General features: G+C 42.7%; 13 protein-coding genes and 6 tRNA genes. 13 read left to right on the top strand and 6 right to left on the bottom strand.

Annotation, left to right across the window (positions count from 1 at the left end):
- Positions 1-42 precede the first annotated feature (42 nt).
- The 3 genes from INE92_RS07860 to INE92_RS07850 all read right to left on the bottom strand — a co-directional run bounded on the left by INE92_RS07860 (position 43) and on the right by INE92_RS07850 (position 4,606).
- Positions 43-2,025, bottom strand: coding sequence for a sensor histidine kinase (locus INE92_RS07860; RefSeq protein ID WP_212702007.1), 1,983 nt, complete (start codon positions 2,023-2,025; stop codon positions 43-45).
- Between the two features lie 148 nt (positions 2,026-2,173).
- On the bottom strand, positions 2,174-2,791 hold the full coding sequence (locus tag INE92_RS07855) for a superoxide dismutase (protein ID WP_008022648.1): 618 nt from the start codon (positions 2,789-2,791) through the stop codon (positions 2,174-2,176).
- A 75-nt stretch (positions 2,792-2,866) separates the two neighbouring features.
- Positions 2,867-4,606 (bottom strand): RHS repeat protein, encoded by a 1,740-nt coding sequence (locus tag INE92_RS07850; protein ID WP_134993104.1) that lies wholly within the window; start codon positions 4,604-4,606, stop codon positions 2,867-2,869.
- A 146-nt stretch (positions 4,607-4,752) separates the two neighbouring features.
- Between INE92_RS07850 and INE92_RS07845 the strand changes: the two genes are divergently transcribed.
- Both INE92_RS07845 and INE92_RS07840 read left to right on the top strand, forming a co-directional pair.
- On the top strand, positions 4,753-7,131 hold the full coding sequence (locus tag INE92_RS07845; RefSeq protein ID WP_195436786.1) for an ATP-dependent helicase: 2,379 nt from the start codon (positions 4,753-4,755) through the stop codon (positions 7,129-7,131).
- A gap of 25 nt (positions 7,132-7,156) precedes the next feature.
- Positions 7,157-7,849, top strand: a complete 693-nt coding sequence (locus tag INE92_RS07840) for a hypothetical protein (RefSeq protein ID WP_004313158.1) — start codon at positions 7,157-7,159, stop codon at positions 7,847-7,849.
- Between the two features lie 335 nt (positions 7,850-8,184).
- Here INE92_RS07840 and INE92_RS07835 read toward each other — a convergent pair whose 3' ends face one another.
- Both INE92_RS07835 and INE92_RS07830 read right to left on the bottom strand, forming a co-directional pair.
- Positions 8,185-9,543: a transposase gene (locus INE92_RS07835; protein ID WP_008022065.1), complete on the bottom strand. Its 1,359-nt coding sequence runs from the start codon at positions 9,541-9,543 to the stop codon at positions 8,185-8,187.
- 297 nt (positions 9,544-9,840) lie between these two features.
- The gene (locus tag INE92_RS07830) at positions 9,841-10,398 is read right to left on the bottom strand and encodes an NAD(P)H-dependent oxidoreductase (RefSeq protein WP_009039515.1); all 558 of its coding nucleotides are present in this window, start codon (positions 10,396-10,398) and stop codon (positions 9,841-9,843) included.
- A gap of 176 nt (positions 10,399-10,574) precedes the next feature.
- Here INE92_RS07830 and nspC point away from each other — a divergent pair, with 176 nt between their 5' ends.
- The 9 genes from nspC to nagA (INE92_RS07785) all read left to right on the top strand — a co-directional run bounded on the left by nspC (position 10,575) and on the right by nagA (INE92_RS07785) (position 15,053).
- Complete coding sequence (gene nspC / locus INE92_RS07825; protein WP_055234647.1) at positions 10,575-11,714, top strand: carboxynorspermidine decarboxylase; 1,140 nt, start codon at positions 10,575-10,577, stop codon at positions 11,712-11,714.
- A 118-nt stretch (positions 11,715-11,832) separates the two neighbouring features.
- Positions 11,833-11,905 (top strand) — tRNA-Gly (locus tag INE92_RS07820).
- 34 nt (positions 11,906-11,939) lie between these two features.
- Positions 11,940-12,021, top strand: a tRNA-Leu gene (locus INE92_RS07815).
- Positions 12,022-12,044: 23 nt separating this feature from the next.
- Positions 12,045-12,128: transfer RNA gene (locus INE92_RS07810), tRNA-Leu, on the top strand.
- Positions 12,129-12,147: 19 nt separating this feature from the next.
- Positions 12,148-12,220 (top strand) — tRNA-Gly (locus INE92_RS07805).
- A 32-nt stretch (positions 12,221-12,252) separates the two neighbouring features.
- Positions 12,253-12,337: transfer RNA gene (locus INE92_RS07800), tRNA-Leu, on the top strand.
- 34 nt (positions 12,338-12,371) lie between these two features.
- Positions 12,372-12,447 (top strand) — tRNA-Gly (locus INE92_RS07795).
- A 245-nt stretch (positions 12,448-12,692) separates the two neighbouring features.
- The gene (gene nagA / locus INE92_RS07790) at positions 12,693-13,859 is read left to right on the top strand and encodes an N-acetylglucosamine-6-phosphate deacetylase (protein ID WP_004316985.1); all 1,167 of its coding nucleotides are present in this window, start codon (positions 12,693-12,695) and stop codon (positions 13,857-13,859) included.
- A 21-nt stretch (positions 13,860-13,880) separates the two neighbouring features.
- Positions 13,881-15,053: an N-acetylglucosamine-6-phosphate deacetylase gene (gene nagA / locus INE92_RS07785; RefSeq protein ID WP_008639954.1), complete on the top strand. Its 1,173-nt coding sequence runs from the start codon at positions 13,881-13,883 to the stop codon at positions 15,051-15,053.
- Between the two features lie 247 nt (positions 15,054-15,300).
- On the opposite strand, the gene INE92_RS07780 is transcribed toward nagA (INE92_RS07785), so the two are convergent.
- Positions 15,301-15,663, bottom strand: a complete 363-nt coding sequence (locus INE92_RS07780; RefSeq protein WP_008639955.1) for a thioredoxin family protein — start codon at positions 15,661-15,663, stop codon at positions 15,301-15,303.
- 239 nt (positions 15,664-15,902) lie between these two features.
- On the opposite strand from INE92_RS07780, the gene INE92_RS07775 reads away from it, so the two are divergent.
- Both INE92_RS07775 and INE92_RS07770 read left to right on the top strand, forming a co-directional pair.
- Positions 15,903-17,168 (top strand): TolC family protein, encoded by a 1,266-nt coding sequence (locus INE92_RS07775; RefSeq protein ID WP_008639957.1) that lies wholly within the window; start codon positions 15,903-15,905, stop codon positions 17,166-17,168.
- Between the two features lie 22 nt (positions 17,169-17,190).
- Positions 17,191-18,285, top strand: a complete 1,095-nt coding sequence (locus tag INE92_RS07770) for an efflux RND transporter periplasmic adaptor subunit (RefSeq protein ID WP_008639958.1) — start codon at positions 17,191-17,193, stop codon at positions 18,283-18,285.
- The last annotated feature ends 12 nt before the right edge of the window (positions 18,286-18,297 follow it).

Below are 18,297 nucleotides of genomic sequence, written 5' to 3'. Positions count from 1 at the left end.
GCGAAAAAGAAACAGAAAAACACTAAATCAGTCGATTTTTTTTCATTTTTCTGTTGATTCCTGTTTTTTGATGGGATGAGAAAAGATAAATCGGGCACCATTTTTGTAACTCTTGTCAATCCATATATCACCTCCCATATATTGGATGGTCAGTTTGCAGATAGCCAGTCCCAACCCTGTACCCTGCACGAATTCATTCAGCTTTTCGAAACGTTGGAATACGAGTTCCTGTTTATCTTCGGGGATTCCCGTGCCGGTATCTGTCACCGAGAACAGCATACATTGCTTTTCTTCGTCCACTTCATAATCCAGCGTGATACTTCCTCCGGCAGGAGTGAATTTCAAGGCATTATTCAGCAGGTTGATAATAATCTGTTGCAGACGCAACGGGTCCGTGTAGAGCATGTAAGGCTCCTTAGGCATTTGGAGTTTGATGTCTACATCCACTGTCTTGTTCCGGTTGGTGAGAGTAATCATATTCTGGCAATGGTTCACCAGCTCGCACCATTCATAGTTGAATTGCAGTTTTCCTGATTCCAGGCGTGATATATCCAGTACATCGCTAATCAGTTGGAGCAATAAATTGGAATTAGTCTGGACGATATCCGCATATTCTTTCAATTCATCATTCTGCTCTACCGAACCGATAATCAGGCTGGAGAAACCGACAATTGCGTTTAAAGGTGTCCGTATCTCATGGCTCATATTCGAGACAAAAGCACTTTTTAATTGATTAGCTTCTTCGGCGCGCTCTTTGGCGTCACGTAATTCGATTTCAGACTCTTCCAGTTTCTTTTTATCTTCCCGCAATTGTTGCGTGGTTCTTTCAAGGTGATTTTTCAGGATTTTCGTCCGGTAATAGTAATACAGGGAAATCATCAGACTTCCTACTAATACGAGGAAGATAATCAGGATAAATTGCACTTCTGTCTTGTAGGCTACAAAGAAGGGGATAGGCTGATTGATAACCATTGAGTTGACAGGCAACTTCTTGTTTTCAAATCCCCATTCCTTTAGTTTCTTCGCGTCAAATTTATATCGGTTGGGTAAGATATTGATGCTGCTGATACCCGTTTCCTTCTGGTCTAAAAAGCGGTAAGCATATTCTCCCATATTTTTTCCCACTCCTTCATATTGCGGGACATATCCTCCGATGGCCCAATAGCCTATTGCGGTGGAAGTCATACTGAACACAGGCAGGAGTGGATTGGCTTTGGAAAAAGCATAAACGGAGTTGTTCATGTAAGTGATCCCCCGGCTGTCAATTCTCCAGATACCAAGAAGCGTTGCTGTGTTTCTGGGAAGATTGCGCAATTGATTGGCAGCCATATCGAGTGTGTGGATGCGGCCGTCAATATAGGTGATGGATAACTGCGGGAAATGTTGCAGGTTTTTCTTGAACCATGCCAGTTCGGCAAGTCCGTTATAGGTATTATCCGATACAAATACCAGGTGCTCTGTGTTCGGATAGAAATCTTGTATCATTTCGATATCTTTGCTGATATTATATTCGTATGTATCACAGTATTTTACGTTGTACTCCTTCATTCGTTCCGTTAAGTTGATACTTACAGGATTATAGTTCCGCATATCGATTGAATCCTCCGGAATACGGATGCCGTTGCGTGATGCCATTGCGCAGAAAACAGGAAGCTGCTTATATTTCTCATCTTCAAGATGAAGGAAACTGCTCCATGCTTCACCACCCAAAAGAATCACTAATTTAGCTTTCGGATGTTTGTCTAAAATATCGGTTAATGTTTTTTTCCATTGGTGCGCCTGCGTTAAATCCGTCGCATTCATGTTTTCTACAATGGTCGAGTATCTTCCTCCCAATTGGGTGTAGGTTTCTATAAATGTGCTGATGTTATCGTAGGTATATTTAGTGTCAGAATTGTATGAGGTAATGAACAGGATCTCTTCCTCTGGTTCTTCTGTGGCGGCAGCGTTACAGAAAAGGGGGAAGAAAAGAAGAACGGCAATGGAGACAATATATCGTATCTCTTTTCTTTTATATAGTACCATAATTGTTTGTTATGCTAGTTTATGGGTTGCAAAAATACAACTAATGCGTTTGATATACAATAAAAGTTTGTTTTTTTAGTCTGTAAAAAAGGTCGCTGTGAAAACACAACGACCTTTTTCATAAGTATAGTTTTGCTAGTAAATCCGGTTACATTCTTTTTTCAACCACATCCCAGTCGATGATGTCCCACAGGGCATTTACGTGGTCGGCGCGGCGGTTCTGATAATCCAGATAATAGGAGTGTTCCCAAACGTCAAATCCGAGAAGCGGTTTCAAACCGGCACGTACCGGATTGCTGCCGTTGGCTTCTTTCGTGATTTTCAGTTTACCATCTTTCCCAACGGATAGCCAGGCCCATCCTGAACCGAACAATCCGACTGCTGCTGCGTTGAATTCTTTCTTGAAGTTTTCAAAGCTACCGAAGTCACGTTTGATGGCTTCTCCCAGTTTGCCTGCTGGTTCCTTCTTTGAGGGTTTCGGGGCAAATTGCAGGAAGTACAGATTGTGATTCAATACTTGTCCGGCGTTATTGAATATAGCTCCGTCCGGTGCGGTTGCAACGATTTCTTCTACCGTTTTACCTTCATATTCTGTTCCGGGTACGAGGCTATTCAGATTATTTACATACGTTTGTAGATGTTTTCCGTAATGGAAATCTATTGTTTGCTGACTGATTACAGGTTCCAACGCATTGTTTGCGTAAGGAAGTTTAGGCATTTCGTAAGTCATGGTCATCATAATTAAAGACATTAATATAGTATTCATAATGTTACAAGTTTTAATTGGCTTGTTATACTATAATAACAGAAGCCTTCTGCAAAATGTTCACAGCATCTTACTTTATTTGTAAATGTACTGTATACGTTCCACCTCTTTCGGGTGATCGCGGTTGGTCCGGCAGATCCATTGGCCCGTATTGTCATATTCATAATAAGAATTGCCGTCAATCCGGTTCCCGTATTTATCATACAGGCAAGTCAGGCATCCGGACGTTTTTTGGTTATTACCCAAAATCCGTTGGTAGACAATCTGCGATAGATAACCGTATTTATCGTATTCATAAGCATCTTTTTGTGAAATAACCTGATCCGGAGAATTGGCAAAAAGCAAGTTTTGATGTTGGGATGAAACCAATCTTCCTTTATCATCATATTTGTTGGCGGTGTATGCCTGAAGTTCTCCGTTCTTATTATATTCTTTGGTTTCGGTCAATAATCCCCGTTTATTGTAGGAGCTTATGACGACTCTTCCGTCTGCATACTTGAGCGAATCACTCTCAATACTTCCATCGGTACCGATGCGGCGTGTCCGCCGGTAGAGATCCGTTTTGGTTTTCGGATTCGTTTGTACCTCAAAGATGCAGTGACCTTGCGGGTCGTATAATCTATTCGTCTGTATTTCATTGCCTGGCTGCCCGTTCTTCATGGTAAGTGCCAGGGTGGAGACGAGCTGTCCTTTATCGTCATACGAATAAGTGGTCGAGGTGGTCCCTGTACTGTCGTTTTCCGCAGACTTTATCAATCGCCCTCCATTATAGTATTTCACGGAAGTAGGGGTGGATATGATTGTTTGCAGAATAAAAGGTGCCCGCAGTGCGTTGGCTTGGTCGCGAAATTCCTTGTATCTGTGTGTGCAAAGAAAATCCTGCAACATACTTAACGATTCGGAACTGACAATGGCAGGTTTTAAAAGCTCAAAATCAGCTTTTTCACTAAGATATTCAAGGTCATCCAGGTGCGTACGTGCTGTGGAAGTCAGGTAAGGTGATTGCTTATAGTCGTCAATGATCTGTCGGATAGCTGTTGCATTTCCTTTCTCCCGGAGGCTGTCAATTCCTTGAAACAGAAAATCGTCGTATAATGTGCGGACTTCCGAAAGGAAGGGACGTGTATCTTTATCAGTGAAGAATTTCTGCATGGCGGCATTATCAAAGAATGCTTTGAAATTCGCAGAGGTCGGATTACTCTTTACAATCTGATAAAGCCGTTTGTTCTCCGCAGTGCTGATTTGAGAGATAAACTTGCCGTTCGGATATTCCGAGATATACGTTTGATAGATGTTCAGCGCAGGTGTTTTCAGCATCCCTTCCAGTAGGGCCAGTTCGCGGATGTCCCGCACCTTTTGCAAGAGGGCGGAGTCTGCCGGATAGCCGCTTGACTGGATGCTGTCCATCAATGTCTTGCTAAAGGGAATCTGCTCTTTCGATGCTTCCAGGATGGAGATAACAGCCTGTTCCGCTTTGTCTTGTACGTTGGAAAGCTGTATTTTCTCTTCTTCGCAGATATTCGGAAAATAAGCTTTCGTAGCTTGTTCGTAACAGCCGAAATAGTTGGTGGCGGCTTGCTCACTTTGTTTGTTCCACAATTCGTTGAGAACGTCCAACAATGCCAGTTCTTCGGCATAATAGGTTTGCGTCTCGTCATCTATCTTATCACGGTTTTTCTGCCATTTGTCGGCGTCATTATCGTTCAGATACCTTAGCAGCTTTTCCAAGCGGCTCTGTTTTTGTGCCATTGCCTGTGGAATGCAGGCAACCAGAAACAAACTTAAAATAATTGATAAAAATATACTCCTTTTCATTGCTTTTTGGGGTTAGGTTAAAATAGTTAGTGATGAAAATTCATAAAAATACCTTCATTCTCGAATGAATATTATACTTTTGTATTGAGAACAAATTTGAGTGCCAAGGGTTTGTTAAAAATCCACATTGTTTTTATAATGCTGTTATGAATACCAATTATATAGATGAATTGAACGAGAGTCAGTGTGCAGCAGTGACTTATAATGACGGTCCTTCGCTGGTGATAGCCGGTGCGGGTTCGGGGAAGACGCGTGTGTTGACTTATAAAATCGCTTACTTGCTGGAGCAGGAGAACGGGTATAATCCGTGGAATATCCTTGCGCTGACCTTTACTAATAAGGCTGCGCGCGAGATGAAAGAGCGTATTGCCCGGCAGGTAGGTATGGAACGGGCACGTTATTTGTGGATGGGTACTTTCCATTCCATTTTCTCACGTATTCTTCGTGCCGAAGCACAATATATCGGATTCACTTCCCAGTTCACCATCTATGATACGGCTGATAGTAAGAGCCTGCTTCGTTCCATCATTAAAGAGATGGGGTTGGACGAGAAAACTTATAAGCCGGGAGTAGTGCAGGCACGCATCTCCAATGCAAAAAACCATTTGGTCACTCCTACGGGGTACGCTGCCAATAAAGAGGCTTACGAAGGAGATATGGCTGCCAAGATGCCTGCTATCCGTGACATCTATACCCGTTATTGGGACAGATGCCGTCAGGCGGGAGCGATGGATTTTGATGATTTATTGGTATATACCTATATTCTGTTTCGTGACTTTCCGGAAGTGCTGGCACGCTATCGGGAACAGTTCCGTTATGTGTTGGTGGATGAGTATCAGGATACGAATTATGCGCAGCATAGCATTGTTCTGCAACTGACAAAGGAGAATCAACGTGTCTGTGTGGTGGGAGATGATGCGCAAAGTATCTATTCTTTCCGTGGGGCGGATATTGATAATATTCTCTATTTTACGAAAATCTATCCCAACACGAAAGTCTTTAAACTGGAACAGAATTACCGTTCTACGCAAACCATTGTTTGTGCTGCCAATAGTCTGATCGAAAAGAACGAACGTCAGATCCGGAAAGCCGTGTTCTCGGAGAAAGAAAAAGGGGAACCCATCGGTGTGTTTCAGGCGTATAGTGATGTGGAAGAGGGTGATATTGTGGCTAATAAGATTGCGGAGTTACGTCGGGAATATCACTACGGATATGCTGAATTTGCCATCCTATATCGTACGAATGCGCAAAGCCGTATTTTCGAAGAGGCTTTTCGGAAACGGAGTATACCTTATAAAATTTACGGGGGACTCTCGTTCTATCAGCGGAAAGAGATAAAAGATGTGATTGCTTATTTCCGTTTGGTGGTGAATCCGAATGATGAAGAAGCGTTTAAACGAATCATCAATTATCCGGCTCGTGGCATTGGAGATACCACGGTCGGGAAGATTATATCAGCGGCTACCAATCATGGCGTAAGTCTTTGGGCGGCAGTCTGCGAACCCTTAAGTTACGGACTGGATATAAATAAGGGAACTCATGCAAAACTGCAGGGCTTTCGTGAACTGATTGAAGGTTTTATTGCCGATCAGGCGGATAAGAACGCTTATGAAATAGGAACGGACATTATCCGTCAGTCCGGTATTATCAATGATGTTTGTCAGGACACATCCCCCGAGAATCTAAGTCGTAAGGAAAATATAGAAGAGTTGGTGAATGGTATGAATGACTTCTGCGCTTTGCGGCAGGAGGAAGGCAATCCGAATGTGTCTCTTACTGATTTCCTTTCGGAGATTGCATTGCTCACCGATCAGGACTCCGACAAGGCGGATGATGGGGAAAAGGTAACGTTGATGACCGTCCATTCGGCTAAAGGATTGGAGTTTAAGAATGTATTTGTGGTTGGTCTGGAAGAAAATCTGTTTCCCAGTGGGATGGTCGGAGATTCTCCCCGGGCGCTGGAAGAAGAACGTCGCTTGTTCTATGTAGCTATTACCCGTGCGGAAGAACATTGCTATCTATCTTTTGCCAAAACCCGTTTCCGTTACGGAAAGATGGAGTTTGGAAGTCCCAGTCGTTTCCTGCGTGATATTGATGTTGATTATTTGCGGTTGCCGCATGAAGCAGGAGTGAGCCGTGCTGTGGATGAAGGTGCGGGACGTTTCCGCAGGGAGATTGAAGGGGGATTTGCCCGTTCTACTTCTCCGTCGCGTGCGCCTTTCGGTAGTAATTCATCCGAGCAGCGTGAACGTCCGAAAGCACAGATTATTGCTCCCAGTGTACCGAGAAATTTGAAGAAGGTAAGTGCTGTTGGTGGAAGTAGCAGTGCGCAGATGGCGTCTTCCGGTTCAGCATCGGTAGCAGGAGTACAAGTCGGACAGATGATAGAGCACGAACGTTTCGGATTGGGCGAAGTGCTGAAAGTGGAAGGAACGGGAGACAATGCGAAAGCCACTATTCATTTTAAAAATGCGGGTGACAAACAACTATTGTTGCGTTTCGCTCGTTTTAAAGTGGTAGAATAAATAATAACACTAAATAGAGAGGCTCATGAAGAAACAACTAACAGTAATTTTGCTTTCCGCTTTGCTTTTGAGTGGATGTGCGTCGGGGCGTATGGGAAATCCGGGAGCTATCATGGCAGGTGCTTCTATTGGAGGTAGTCTGGGAAGTTCGATAGGCGGACTTATCGGAGATAATAATCATGGCTGGAGGGGCGGTTACCGTGGCTCTGCTATTGGAAATATTGTAGGAACCATTGCCGGTGCGGCTATTGGAAACGCATTGACGGCACCGAGACAAGAGCAGATAGAGGAGGATGCGTATATTCCTGAAGTGCGGGAAGTACGTGTGCAAAAGTATAAGAAGCAGCCGCAAGTGCAGCCGCCCATTTCTCAACTGAAGTTGCGCAAAATCCGTTTCATTGATGATAATCGTAGTCATGTGATTGATGCGGGAGAAAATAGCAAGATTATTTTTGAGATTATGAATGAAGGGAGAAAGCCTGTCTATAATGTGGTTCCTGTGGTAGAAACGGTAGGAAAGGTGAAGCATCTCGGCATCTCTCCTTCGGTGATGATTGAGGAAATTCTTCCGGGTGAGGGTATCCGTTATACGGCTTCGATCCATGCAGGTGAAAGGTTGAAAGACGGTGAAGTGACATTCCGTGTCGCAGTGGCGGACGAGAATGGGGTGATTTGTGATTCGCAGGAATTTACCTTGCCTACACAGCGCGGAAACTAGAGTTAAAAGCCTGAAATATCCGGTTTAAATATAGTGACGGTATATGCCTTGGATAGTGACGCTATCCTGTGCATATACCGTCACTATGTTGGTGGGATAGCGTCACTATCTTGGGATATTCAGTAAATGTTCCTCTTTCTAAAAAATCAAGAGAAAAGCTTTGCTTTACGTGAGCTTTTCTCTTGATTTTTTCGTTCAACTCTCCCAGTCTTCTATCTTTTTTGTAGAATATTGTTTACATATTCTTATTTTTTCCTTCCCACCCATGCATTATGTACATGTCTTTTTTAGGGGAAGTTAAAACCTCTCCTGTTTTTCCTGTTATTTTAGTTAGATTATGCTGCCTTTCTTTTTTTCTTTTCGACCTTTTCTATCATACATACCGCATTGGCTGTATGTATCCCAAAGAAAATCCAAAGTACTTCCGTTTTCCTGTTTCTAGCTTTTATCCTGGCCAGTGAGTAATGTTGTTTCTGCGTTCCAAAACTTCCTTCCAGGCGGGTAGCTCTTTCACGGCTGAGTTCCGACCGTAAGATTTTCCGAAGCGGCTCATCTTTGGCAGCTCTGCCCTTACGCTTAAAGGAAGTACTTATATGATATTTTGTACAAAATTTCCGGTTGGCATTATTGGCATAGATTGAATCCGCCGCAAGCGCCTTAACCCTAACCCCGGTCAGTTGTTGTTGCAGATGAATACAGTCTTTCAAACGTACTCCTTCGTTAAAAGCCTTAAAGGAGATATGTTCTATAAAGGAGATTCCGTCTATCTGTATATTGTTGACTTTGGCTCCGAATTCAACGGATTTGGTTTCCTTGCCTCTGATAATGGGGCGAAGGTAATGCCGGTCGATACTCACGATACGGTTGGACACTTTTTTGCCTGCAAATAAATTCTTCCCTTGCTCAAGGACTGTCTGTATGACCGAGAAACGTCTTTGGTAATCAGAGGATAGTGTAAGCCTGTTCCTGTAGGATGAATGAAGCAGCTCCAGCTGGTCAAGTAACTTTTCCAATAACTGAAGTAACCTTCGTGTAATCATACGAGTCTGTGATTTCTTGCGTTTACGCAGTTTGCTATAAGCAAGATAGGCACGGCGTACATCAAGATACTTGTTACGGGGACGTTGTATGTGCAAGGTCTGGCAATGTTTGCACAGATGACGATGAAGCCATACAATACCTTCCCATAAGAGTTTGGTATCAGTAGGGAAACGCAGATGACTTTCATAACAGGTGGCATCGGTCATACAGACATGAAGGTTCTCAAGATAAGGTGTCCAATGCTCGGCAAGAATGAGCTGGAGGGACTCAACGTCAAGGCGATCCGCTAGTTCCTGACGAATTGCACTAACGATTTTAGGATTGGTTAGTGGATGAAGCGGATCAATCTGAACACCACAAAATAACTGGTAATGAATATTACCGTTTAAATGCTCAATCAGTTGTGCATCGGAAAAGTTGGTATAGGACTTCAAGACCATCAAGGCTATTTTACCTTCGGGAGAAAAATAACTTTTACGCCCAAAAGGAGAGGACTTCAAATGCATTTGTCGGGCCAGTTCCGAGAAAGGGAACAGAGAATGGAGGCGACCTAATTCACTCGTTGCAAAACTTTGACGATATTTTTTAAGCATATCGAACTCGGTAAAACCTAAACAAGGTTCGATTTCTGAGATTTTTTGTATCTTTACCATGTGTTTTTATTTTTAATTACCCCCGTTTTGGCCGTCAAACCGTTTTTTGGGGGGAATGCTTAAAGATACAAAAAAGGCAACTAACTCGCAATGAATTAGTTGCCTTAAATTTTATTATTTTAGGAATATCCCTATCTTATATAATCATTTTGTTTGCACAGCCAATGTTTGAAGTCATGATTAGAAGTAACCTCTATTTCAGGGCGGGGCATACAAGTGTTTGGTGAAACCTAAAGCTATGCTTTAGCATCTGTAAAGCGTAGCTTTAGATAGGATAAAGCTACGCTTTTTACAGTCTTACCAATTGTTCCCTGCATTACTGTTACCGATAAGCATCTCCACACGTTGTTTATACAGATTTGCTCCTTCAGCGATATTCTTGCCGGCGTCTGCCGTTCCCATCCCATAAACAACAATAGGGGTTTGCCATGACATTCCCGAATGAATGGCACTTACCTGATAAGGACGTAATAATTCGTCCGTAGTGAAACGGTTTCTGCCTCCACTGCGATAAGCCTCGTATTCGGAACCCGTGGTCGTTACTACTGTCAGCGGTTTGCCGGCGACAGCCGGAGTCTTGGATAGAAAAGTAAAGATTTCATCCTGCCATTTCTTTAGTAATGACGGTGCAGACATCCAATAGAAAGGAAATTGATAGATGACAGCCGAGGCATCGGAAATGATTTTACTCCATTCATCTATATTGAAAGCGATTTCCTGTGACAGCTCGTAAAGATTGAAAACCGCCACTCCTTCCATGTCACTGACAGCATCAACTAATGCTTTGTTTGCTTGTGATTCTTTGATGTTAGGATGTGCCAGTAGAATCACTACTTTTCTTAAATCTTTATTCATTTTAATCGGGTATTTAGGATGATACAATACTTACTATAATATATAAGGTGTAAAAATAAGAAAAAGTTCGCGAAAACCAATATCTTAATTAAAAATAAAACAATCCCTCTTTGCTTTTGAATTTGTATTTTTGCATCCACGTTCGTAAGACGTCAGTTCAGATAATAATTTTATATATGATAGATTTTAATCAGTTTCCTTCTCCTTGTTATATCATGGAAGAAGAGCTTTTAAGAAAGAACCTGTGTTTGATAAAAAACGTAGCCGACAGGGCGGGAGTGGAGATTATTCTTGCTTTCAAGTCGTTTGCCATGTGGCGTTCTTTCCCTATATTCCGTGAATATATAGACCATTCTACGGCAAGTTCGGTGTATGAAGCCCGTTTGGCACTGGAAGAATTCGGCAGTAAGGCACATACATATTCTCCAGCTTATACGGAACAGGATTTTCCTGAAATAATGCGTTGCAGCAGTCATATCACTTTCAACTCGATGCAGCAGTTCGAGCGTTTTTATCCGATGGTGGTGGCAGAAGGAAGTGGTATTTCTTGTGGTATTCGTGTAAATCCCGAATACTCGGAAGTGGAAACAGAACTTTATAATCCATGTGCACCCGGCACACGTTTTGGGATAACAGCCGATTTGTTGCCCGATGCATTGCCGCAGGGAATTGAAGGCTTCCATTGCCATTGTCACTGTGAATCTTCTTCCTATGAGTTGGAACGTACATTGGAACATCTCGAAGCTAAATTTTCCCGTTGGTTTCCACAGATAAAGTGGTTGAATCTCGGTGGCGGACATCTGATGACCCGTAAAGACTATGATACCGAACATTTGATAACACTGTTGCAAGGATTAAAAGCACGCCATCCTCATCTGCGAATTATCCTGGAACCCGGTTCGGCTTTTACATGGCAGACGGGAGTGCTGACTTCCGAAGTAGTGGATATTGTGGAAAGTCGTGGAATCAAGACGGCTATTTTGAATGTCAGTTTCACTTGCCACATGCCCGATTGCTTGGAAATGCCCTATCAGCCTGCCGTGCATGGTGCGGAAATGGGAAACGAAGGAAAATATATTTATCGTCTCGGAGGAAATTCCTGTTTGAGTGGTGACTATATGGGATTGTGGAGTTTCGATCATCCTTTGCAAATCGGAGAACGTATTGTGTTCGAAGATATGATTCATTATACGATGGTCAAGACAAATATGTTTAACGGAATTCACCATCCTGCCATTGCTATCTGGACCAAAGAGGGGAAAGCTGAAATATACAAGCAATTTTCTTATGAAGATTATCGTGGCCGAATGAGTTGATAATCAAAATGATTGTTTTGCGGTCGATGCAAAGTGAACAGATTTCTGTGAAAAAAGTATGCAGAATGTTTGCAGGTTTACGGAAAATCCCTACCTTTGCAACCGCAAACGAAAAAATGCGGAAATAGCTCAGTTGGTAGAGCATAACCTTGCCAAGGTTAGGGTCGCGAGTTCGAGTCTCGTTTTCCGCTCATGTTTCTTTGAAATGTTGGAACAATAATCTTTGCCCAGGTGGCGGAATTGGTAGACGCGCACGTTTCAGGTGCGTGTGTCGAGAGGCATGCAGGTTCGAGTCCTGTTCTGGGCACAAAGGTTAAACTTTAAAATTATGGAGAGGTGGCGGAATTGGTAGACGCGCTACTTTGAGGGGGTAGTGACAGTTATGTCGTGGGAGTTCGAGTCTCCTTCTCTTCACAGTTTATGAAAGTGATTTGCGGAAATAGCTCAGTTGGTAGAGCATAACCTTGCCAAGGTTAGGGTCGCGAGTTCGAGTCTCGTTTTCCGCTCTTGTTTCTTTGAAATAATGGAACTAAGTTTTGCCCAGGTGGCGGAATTGGTAGACGCGCACGTTTCAGGTGCGTGTGTCGAGAGGCATGCAGGTTCGAGTCCTGTTCTGGGCACCAATCTTTCAGATTTCTGAATGACGAAATTTAGTTTGCGGAAATAGCTCAGTTGGTAGAGCATAACCTTGCCAAGGTTAGGGTCGCGAGTTCGAGTCTCGTTTTCCGCTCCATATAGACATAAGGTTGTCAGTCGATAAGATTGGCAACCTTTTTTTTATTTATGATTGATGAATTCTGATTTATATATGGTTGGATAATCGTTTAAAATTGGACTTTATTAGAAGTTTATCGGACGATTTTATCGATAGATTGAATAGAAAAACGTAATTTTGCAAACGAAAAAATCAATGTACTCCCCCCAAAAAAGAGCGTCATTGATTCACACAGACCTTTAATTAATTTAACTATTTGTGATATGTTAACACAGATCATTAATGCACGCATCCTGACGCCTCAAGGTTGGCTGAAGGATGGGTCAGTTCTTATTCGCGATAACAAAATTCTGGAAGTAACCAATTGTGACCTTGCCATTATCGGAGCCAAACTGATTGATGCCAAAGGAATGTATATTGTTCCGGGCGGTGTAGAAATCCATGTTCACGGTGGCGGTGGAAGAGACTTTATGGAAGGCACCGAAGAGGCTTTCCGGACAGCAATCAAGGCTCACATGCAGCATGGTACCACCAGTATTTTTCCTACCCTTTCTTCTTCTACCATTCCGATGATCCGTGCAGCTGCGGCAACTACTGAAAAAATGATGGCGGAGCCCAATAGCCCTGTACTCGGGCTTCATCTGGAAGGACATTATTTCAATATGGACATGGCAGGCGGACAGATCCCGGAAAATATCAAAGATCCCGATCCCGAAGAATATATTCCGTTGTTGGAAGAAACACGCTGTATCAAACGTTGGGATGCCGCACCGGAACTTCCCGGAGCCATGCAATTCGGTAAATATATCACGGCAAAAGGTGTACTGGCTTCGGTAGGACATACCCAGGCAGAATTTGAGGATATACAGACGGCTTATGAGGCGGGATATACGCATGCCACTCATTTTTATAACGCGATGCCCGGTTTCCATAAACGGAAAGAGTACAAGTATGAAGGTACGGTAGAAAGTATTTATCTGATTGATGATATGACAGTGGAAGTGGTGGCTGATGGTATTCATGTACCTCCGACGATTTTGCGTCTTGTCTATAAGATAAAAGGAGTGGAACGCACTTGCCTGATAACGGATGCGTTGGCTTGTGCCGCCAGTGATAGCCAGGTTGCCTTTGACCCGCGTGTGATTATTGAGGATGGAGTTTGTAAGTTGGCAGACCATTCAGCCTTGGCCGGGAGTGTTGCAACGATGGATCGCTTGATTCGTACCATGGTGCAAAAGGCGGAAATTCCTTTGGAAGATGCCGTAAGAATGGCTTCCGAAACTCCTGCACGGATTATGGGAGTGCTCGACCGTAAAGGAACGCTGGAGCGTGGCAAGGATGCTGATATAATTGCCTTGGACAGAGACCTGAATGTGAGAGCTGTATGGGCAATGGGAGAACTGGTGGAAGGCACCAACAAACTGTTTTAAATCTAATAAATAACAAAGACTATGTTGACTCAAATAATAAACGGAAGAATACTTACCCCGCAAGGCTGGTTGAAAGATGGTTCCGTATTGATTTGTGATGGAAAAATATTAGAGGTAACTAATAGTGATTTAGCGGTTATCGGTGCAACGGTTATTGATGCCAGAGGGATGACGATAGTGCCCGGATTCGTAAGTATGCATGCACATGGAGGTGGTGGGCATGATTATACGGAAGCAACGGAAGAGGCTTTCCGCACCGCAACCAATGCACATCTGAAACATGGTGCTACCGGTATATTTCCTACTTTGTCCTCTACTTCATTCGAAAGACTCTACCAGGCAGTCGATGTATGTGAGCACTTGATGAAAGAGAAGGATTCTCCGATTCTCGGTCTGCATATCGAAGGCCCATATCTGAATCCGAAGATGGCGGGTACGCAGTATGACGGTTTTCTGAAAACTCCGGATGAAAATGAATATATTCCTTTGTTGGAGCGTACGTCTTGTATCAGACGTTGGGATATTAGTCCCGAACTGCCCGGTGCACATGATTTTGCAAAGTATACCCGTTCGAAAGGAATTATGACTGCTGTTACACATACCGAAGCCGAATATGATGAAATTAAAGCTGCATTTGCAGTAGGATTTTCTCATGCTGCTCATTTCTATAATGCGATGCCGGGTTTCCATAAACGTCGTGAATATAAATATGAGGGTACAGTGGAAAGTGTGTATCTGACGGATGGAATGACTGTGGAAGTGATTGCGGACGGTATTCACTTGCCTGCCACTATCCTGAAACTGGTTTATAAGTTGAAAGGCGTGGAGAATACCTGCCTTGTTACCGATGCTTTGGCATATGCCGCTTATGAAGGGAATGAACCGATTGATCCTCGTTATATCATAGAGGATGGCGTATGCAAGATGGCGGATCATTCTGCGTTGGCCGGTAGTTTGGCTACGATGGATGTGTTGGTTCGCACCATGGTAAAGAAAGCCAATATTCCTTTGGAAGATGCTGTGCGTATGGCTTCTGAAACTCCTGCCCGTTTAATTGGAGTGAGTGATCGTAAAGGGGCGTTAGCAAAGGGTAAGGATGCTGATATTGTGATTCTTGACAAAGAACTGAATGTACGTTGCGTATGGTCAATGGGAAAGATCGTTCCGGGAACTGATAATCTGTTGCATAAATAACCATTGAAAGGGAAGATGCCGTCCGGAGACTTCCTAAAAGAAAAATGCCCTTTACTAAGAACTAAACTGAATCCCAAAAGTTGGATACAAAATTTTAGGAGTTCAGTTTAGTTCTAGTAAGGGGCATTTTATAAGATCAAGGCTTTTCAGCCTCTTATTATAACAGTAAATGTTCTGTATTATATCAAAAGCCTGGTAGTTTACCAGTCTATCGTCATAAGGAACTTTCCGGACTTTCGATGTTTTTCTATTCTGAAAGTAAACTGGTTTCTATTAATTCTTTCAATTGGGCTTTATTCATAGTGCCTAATTTCATTGTCGGTTTGCCGTTCAACGGGCAAAGTAACAGATTGGGAATGGTACGAATCTTAAATGCGCTTTCCAGTTCCGGTTCCTGATCGACGTCCACTTTATAAATATCTAATTTACCTTCGTATTCTTTTGCCAATTGGTCTAATATAGGCGATAATGCTTTGCAATAGACACACCAGGGTGCATGAAAATCGACCAGGCAAGGTTTATTCCCTTTGAAGTTCCAACTGTCAGGATAAGACTGATAATCTGCTACTTTCTCTACAAAACTATCTTTGGTTAAATTTATTATTTTCATATATCCTACTATTTTTTAATGATTCGTTTTATTTTCTCTCCTGCAAAGATAGGGGAGTTGGAATGAAAGAAGGCTGGCCATTTTTCCTGTTGTGTTTACAATTCTTCCTTTATGGCTCTTTTCTAATCAAATTCTAATCTGATATGAGAGGCTTATAATCGTTTTTTTCCGTTTCTCCGGTTGCAGAATTGTAATTTTGCTGCGACAACTACGATAAGGTAATAAAGATAAATATAGTAATGAACAGAGAATTTTTAATTTCTTTTTTTCTTCTGCTGACAGGAGGAATATGTGCGCAACAGGCTACCACAGGAACATTAACGCTGAAAGAGGCGGAACAACGTTTCCTGGAACGTAACTTATCGCTGATAGCCGAACGGTATAACATTGATATGGCACAGGCACAAGTGCTGCAAGCCAGGTTATTTGAGAATCCGGTCATCTCGCTGGAACAGAATGTCTATAACCGCTTGAACGGAAAGTATTTTGATTTTGGTAAGGAGGGTGAAACGGTTGTGGAGGTTGAACAGGTCATTCGCCTTGCCGGACAGCGAAACAAGCAGATAAAGCTGGAAAAAATCAATAAGGAAATAGCGGAATATCAGTTTGAAGAGGTGATGAGAACACTCCGTCAGGAGTTGAATGAGAAGTTTGTGCAAGTCTATTTTCTTTCGAAATCCATATCCATCTACGAGAAAGAAGTGAACTCTCTGCAAGAACTGCTTGCCGGAATGAAGCTGCAACAGGAGAAAGGAAATATCTCATTGATGGAAATGTCTCGTTTGGAATCTATGCTATTTTCGCTGAAGAAAGAGAAGAACGAACGGGAAAACGAGTTGCTGACTCTTAGAGGAGAACTGAATGTCTTGTTAAATCTTCCGGGAGATACTACGGTTAAGTTATCACTGGACGAAGAGGTGTTGAAGCAATTGGATTTGTCTCAATTATCGTTTGCTGATTTGAAAGCGATGGTAAATGAACGTCCCGACTTGAAGATTGCCAGAAGTACGGTAAGTGCTTCCCGTGCCAATCTGAAATTGCAGAAATCGATGGCATTTCCGGAGTTCTCGGTGAAAGGGAACTATGACCGTGCCGGAAACTTTATCAATAACTATTTTGCGGTAGGAGTGAGCTTGTCAGTACCTATTTTCAATCGCAATCAGGGAAATATAAAGGCAGCCCGTTTTAGTATTCAACAGGCAGGAGCGGAACAGGAAAATGCTGCTAATCGTGCAGATATGGAACTTTATACCGCTTATGCTTCACTGGAAAAAGCAGTTCAGCTTTACCAATCTACCAATATGGATTTGGAACGTAATTTTGAGAAACTGATAACAGGAGTGAATGAAAACTTTACCAAGCGGAATATCAGCTTGCTGGAGTTTATCGATTATTATGACAGTTATAAGGAAACCTGTATTCAGTTGCATGAAATAAAGAAAGATGTTTTCCTCGCGATGGAAAACCTGAATACAACTATCGGGCAAAATATATTAAACTACTAATATTCATAAATTATCAAAGACTATGAACTGGAATAAATTCCTTCCTTGCATATTGCTTACTACCGTATTGGGAGCATGCTCCGGTAAAGGAGAACAACCGAATGTTGAACCGACTGCTTTATGCCTGACAGATAGCTTGTTGAGAATTGTATCTGTCGATACGGTTCACGTTCAAGAAGTGATTGATGAACTGACATTGAACGGACGGGTCACTTTTAATGAAAATCAGGTAGCGCATGTATATCCGATGTTTGGAGGTACGGTGACGGAACTGAAAGCAGAAATAGGAGATTATGTTCGTAAAGGAGATGTACTGGCAGTCATCCGCAGTGGAGAAGTGGCGGACTATGAGAAACAATTGAAAGAAGCGGAACAACAACTGTTGCTCGCCCGCAGAAACATGGATGCTACGCAGGATATGTATAATTCCGGCATGGCTTCGGATAAAGATGTGCTTCAGGCAAAGCAGGAGTTGACGAGTGCCGAAGCCGAAGAAAGAAGGATAAAGGAAGTCTTTTCCATTTATAATTTCTCCGGAAATGCTTATTATCAGTTGAAATCTCCTGTTTCGGGTTTTATTGTGGAGAAACAAATCAGCAGGGATATGCAGTTGCGTCCGGATCAGAGTGAAGAGTTGTTCACGATTTCGGGGTTGTCGGACGTATGGGTGATGGCAGATGTGTATGAAAGCGATATCAGTAAAGTTTCTGAAGGTGCTTCTGTACGCATTTCTACATTGGCCTATCCGGATAAGATGTTTGCCGGCACTATTGATAAGGTATATCATTTGCTGAATAGCGAAAGTAAAACAATGAATGTCCGTATCAAATTAAAGAATGAAGAGTATCTGTTGAAGCTGGGGATGTTTACGAATGTAAGTGTGAAGTGCAAGGCAGATGGAACTTCCATGCCTCGTATCGATTCTCATGCGCTGGTGTTTGAAGGAGGGAAAAACTATGTTGTTGTAGTAGAGCCGGATCAGCGTTTGCAGGTGAAAGAGGTAGATGTATACAAACAGTTGAGCAAGGAGTGCTATATCCGCTCCGGGCTTTCCGAGGGGGACAGGGTGCTGAATAATAATGTATTGTTGGTATATAATGCGTTGAATGCAGATTAAAAACAGAAAATA

This window comes from Bacteroides xylanisolvens (assembly GCF_018289135.1).
GTDB lineage: Bacteria > Bacteroidota > Bacteroidia > Bacteroidales > Bacteroidaceae > Bacteroides > Bacteroides xylanisolvens.
The sequence above is the reverse complement of the archived record's forward strand: the minus strand, read 5'-3'. Positions and strand labels throughout refer to the sequence as shown.

What these genes read in the sequence shown, in the direction of transcription:
- nagA (WP_008639954.1), top strand. Translation starts at nt 13,881, where the DNA reads ATGTTGACTCAAATAATAAACGGAAGAATACTTACCCCGCAAGGCTGG.
- INE92_RS07775 (WP_008639957.1), top strand. Translation starts at nt 15,903, where the DNA reads ATGAACAGAGAATTTTTAATTTCTTTTTTTCTTCTGCTGACAGGAGGA.
- nspC (WP_055234647.1), top strand. Translation starts at nt 10,575, where the DNA reads ATGATAGATTTTAATCAGTTTCCTTCTCCTTGTTATATCATGGAAGAA.
- INE92_RS07850 (WP_134993104.1), bottom strand. Translation starts at nt 4,606, where the DNA reads ATGAAAAGGAGTATATTTTTATCAATTATTTTAAGTTTGTTTCTGGTT.
- INE92_RS07845 (WP_195436786.1), top strand. Translation starts at nt 4,753, where the DNA reads ATGAATACCAATTATATAGATGAATTGAACGAGAGTCAGTGTGCAGCA.
- INE92_RS07860 (WP_212702007.1), bottom strand. Translation starts at nt 2,025, where the DNA reads ATGGTACTATATAAAAGAAAAGAGATACGATATATTGTCTCCATTGCC.
- nagA (WP_004316985.1), top strand. Translation starts at nt 12,693, where the DNA reads ATGTTAACACAGATCATTAATGCACGCATCCTGACGCCTCAAGGTTGG.
- INE92_RS07855 (WP_008022648.1), bottom strand. Translation starts at nt 2,791, where the DNA reads ATGAATACTATATTAATGTCTTTAATTATGATGACCATGACTTACGAA.
- INE92_RS07835 (WP_008022065.1), bottom strand. Translation starts at nt 9,543, where the DNA reads ATGGTAAAGATACAAAAAATCTCAGAAATCGAACCTTGTTTAGGTTTT.
- INE92_RS07770 (WP_008639958.1), top strand. Translation starts at nt 17,191, where the DNA reads ATGAACTGGAATAAATTCCTTCCTTGCATATTGCTTACTACCGTATTG.
- INE92_RS07840 (WP_004313158.1), top strand. Translation starts at nt 7,157, where the DNA reads ATGAAGAAACAACTAACAGTAATTTTGCTTTCCGCTTTGCTTTTGAGT.
- INE92_RS07780 (WP_008639955.1), bottom strand. Translation starts at nt 15,663, where the DNA reads ATGAAAATAATAAATTTAACCAAAGATAGTTTTGTAGAGAAAGTAGCA.
- INE92_RS07830 (WP_009039515.1), bottom strand. Translation starts at nt 10,398, where the DNA reads ATGAATAAAGATTTAAGAAAAGTAGTGATTCTACTGGCACATCCTAAC.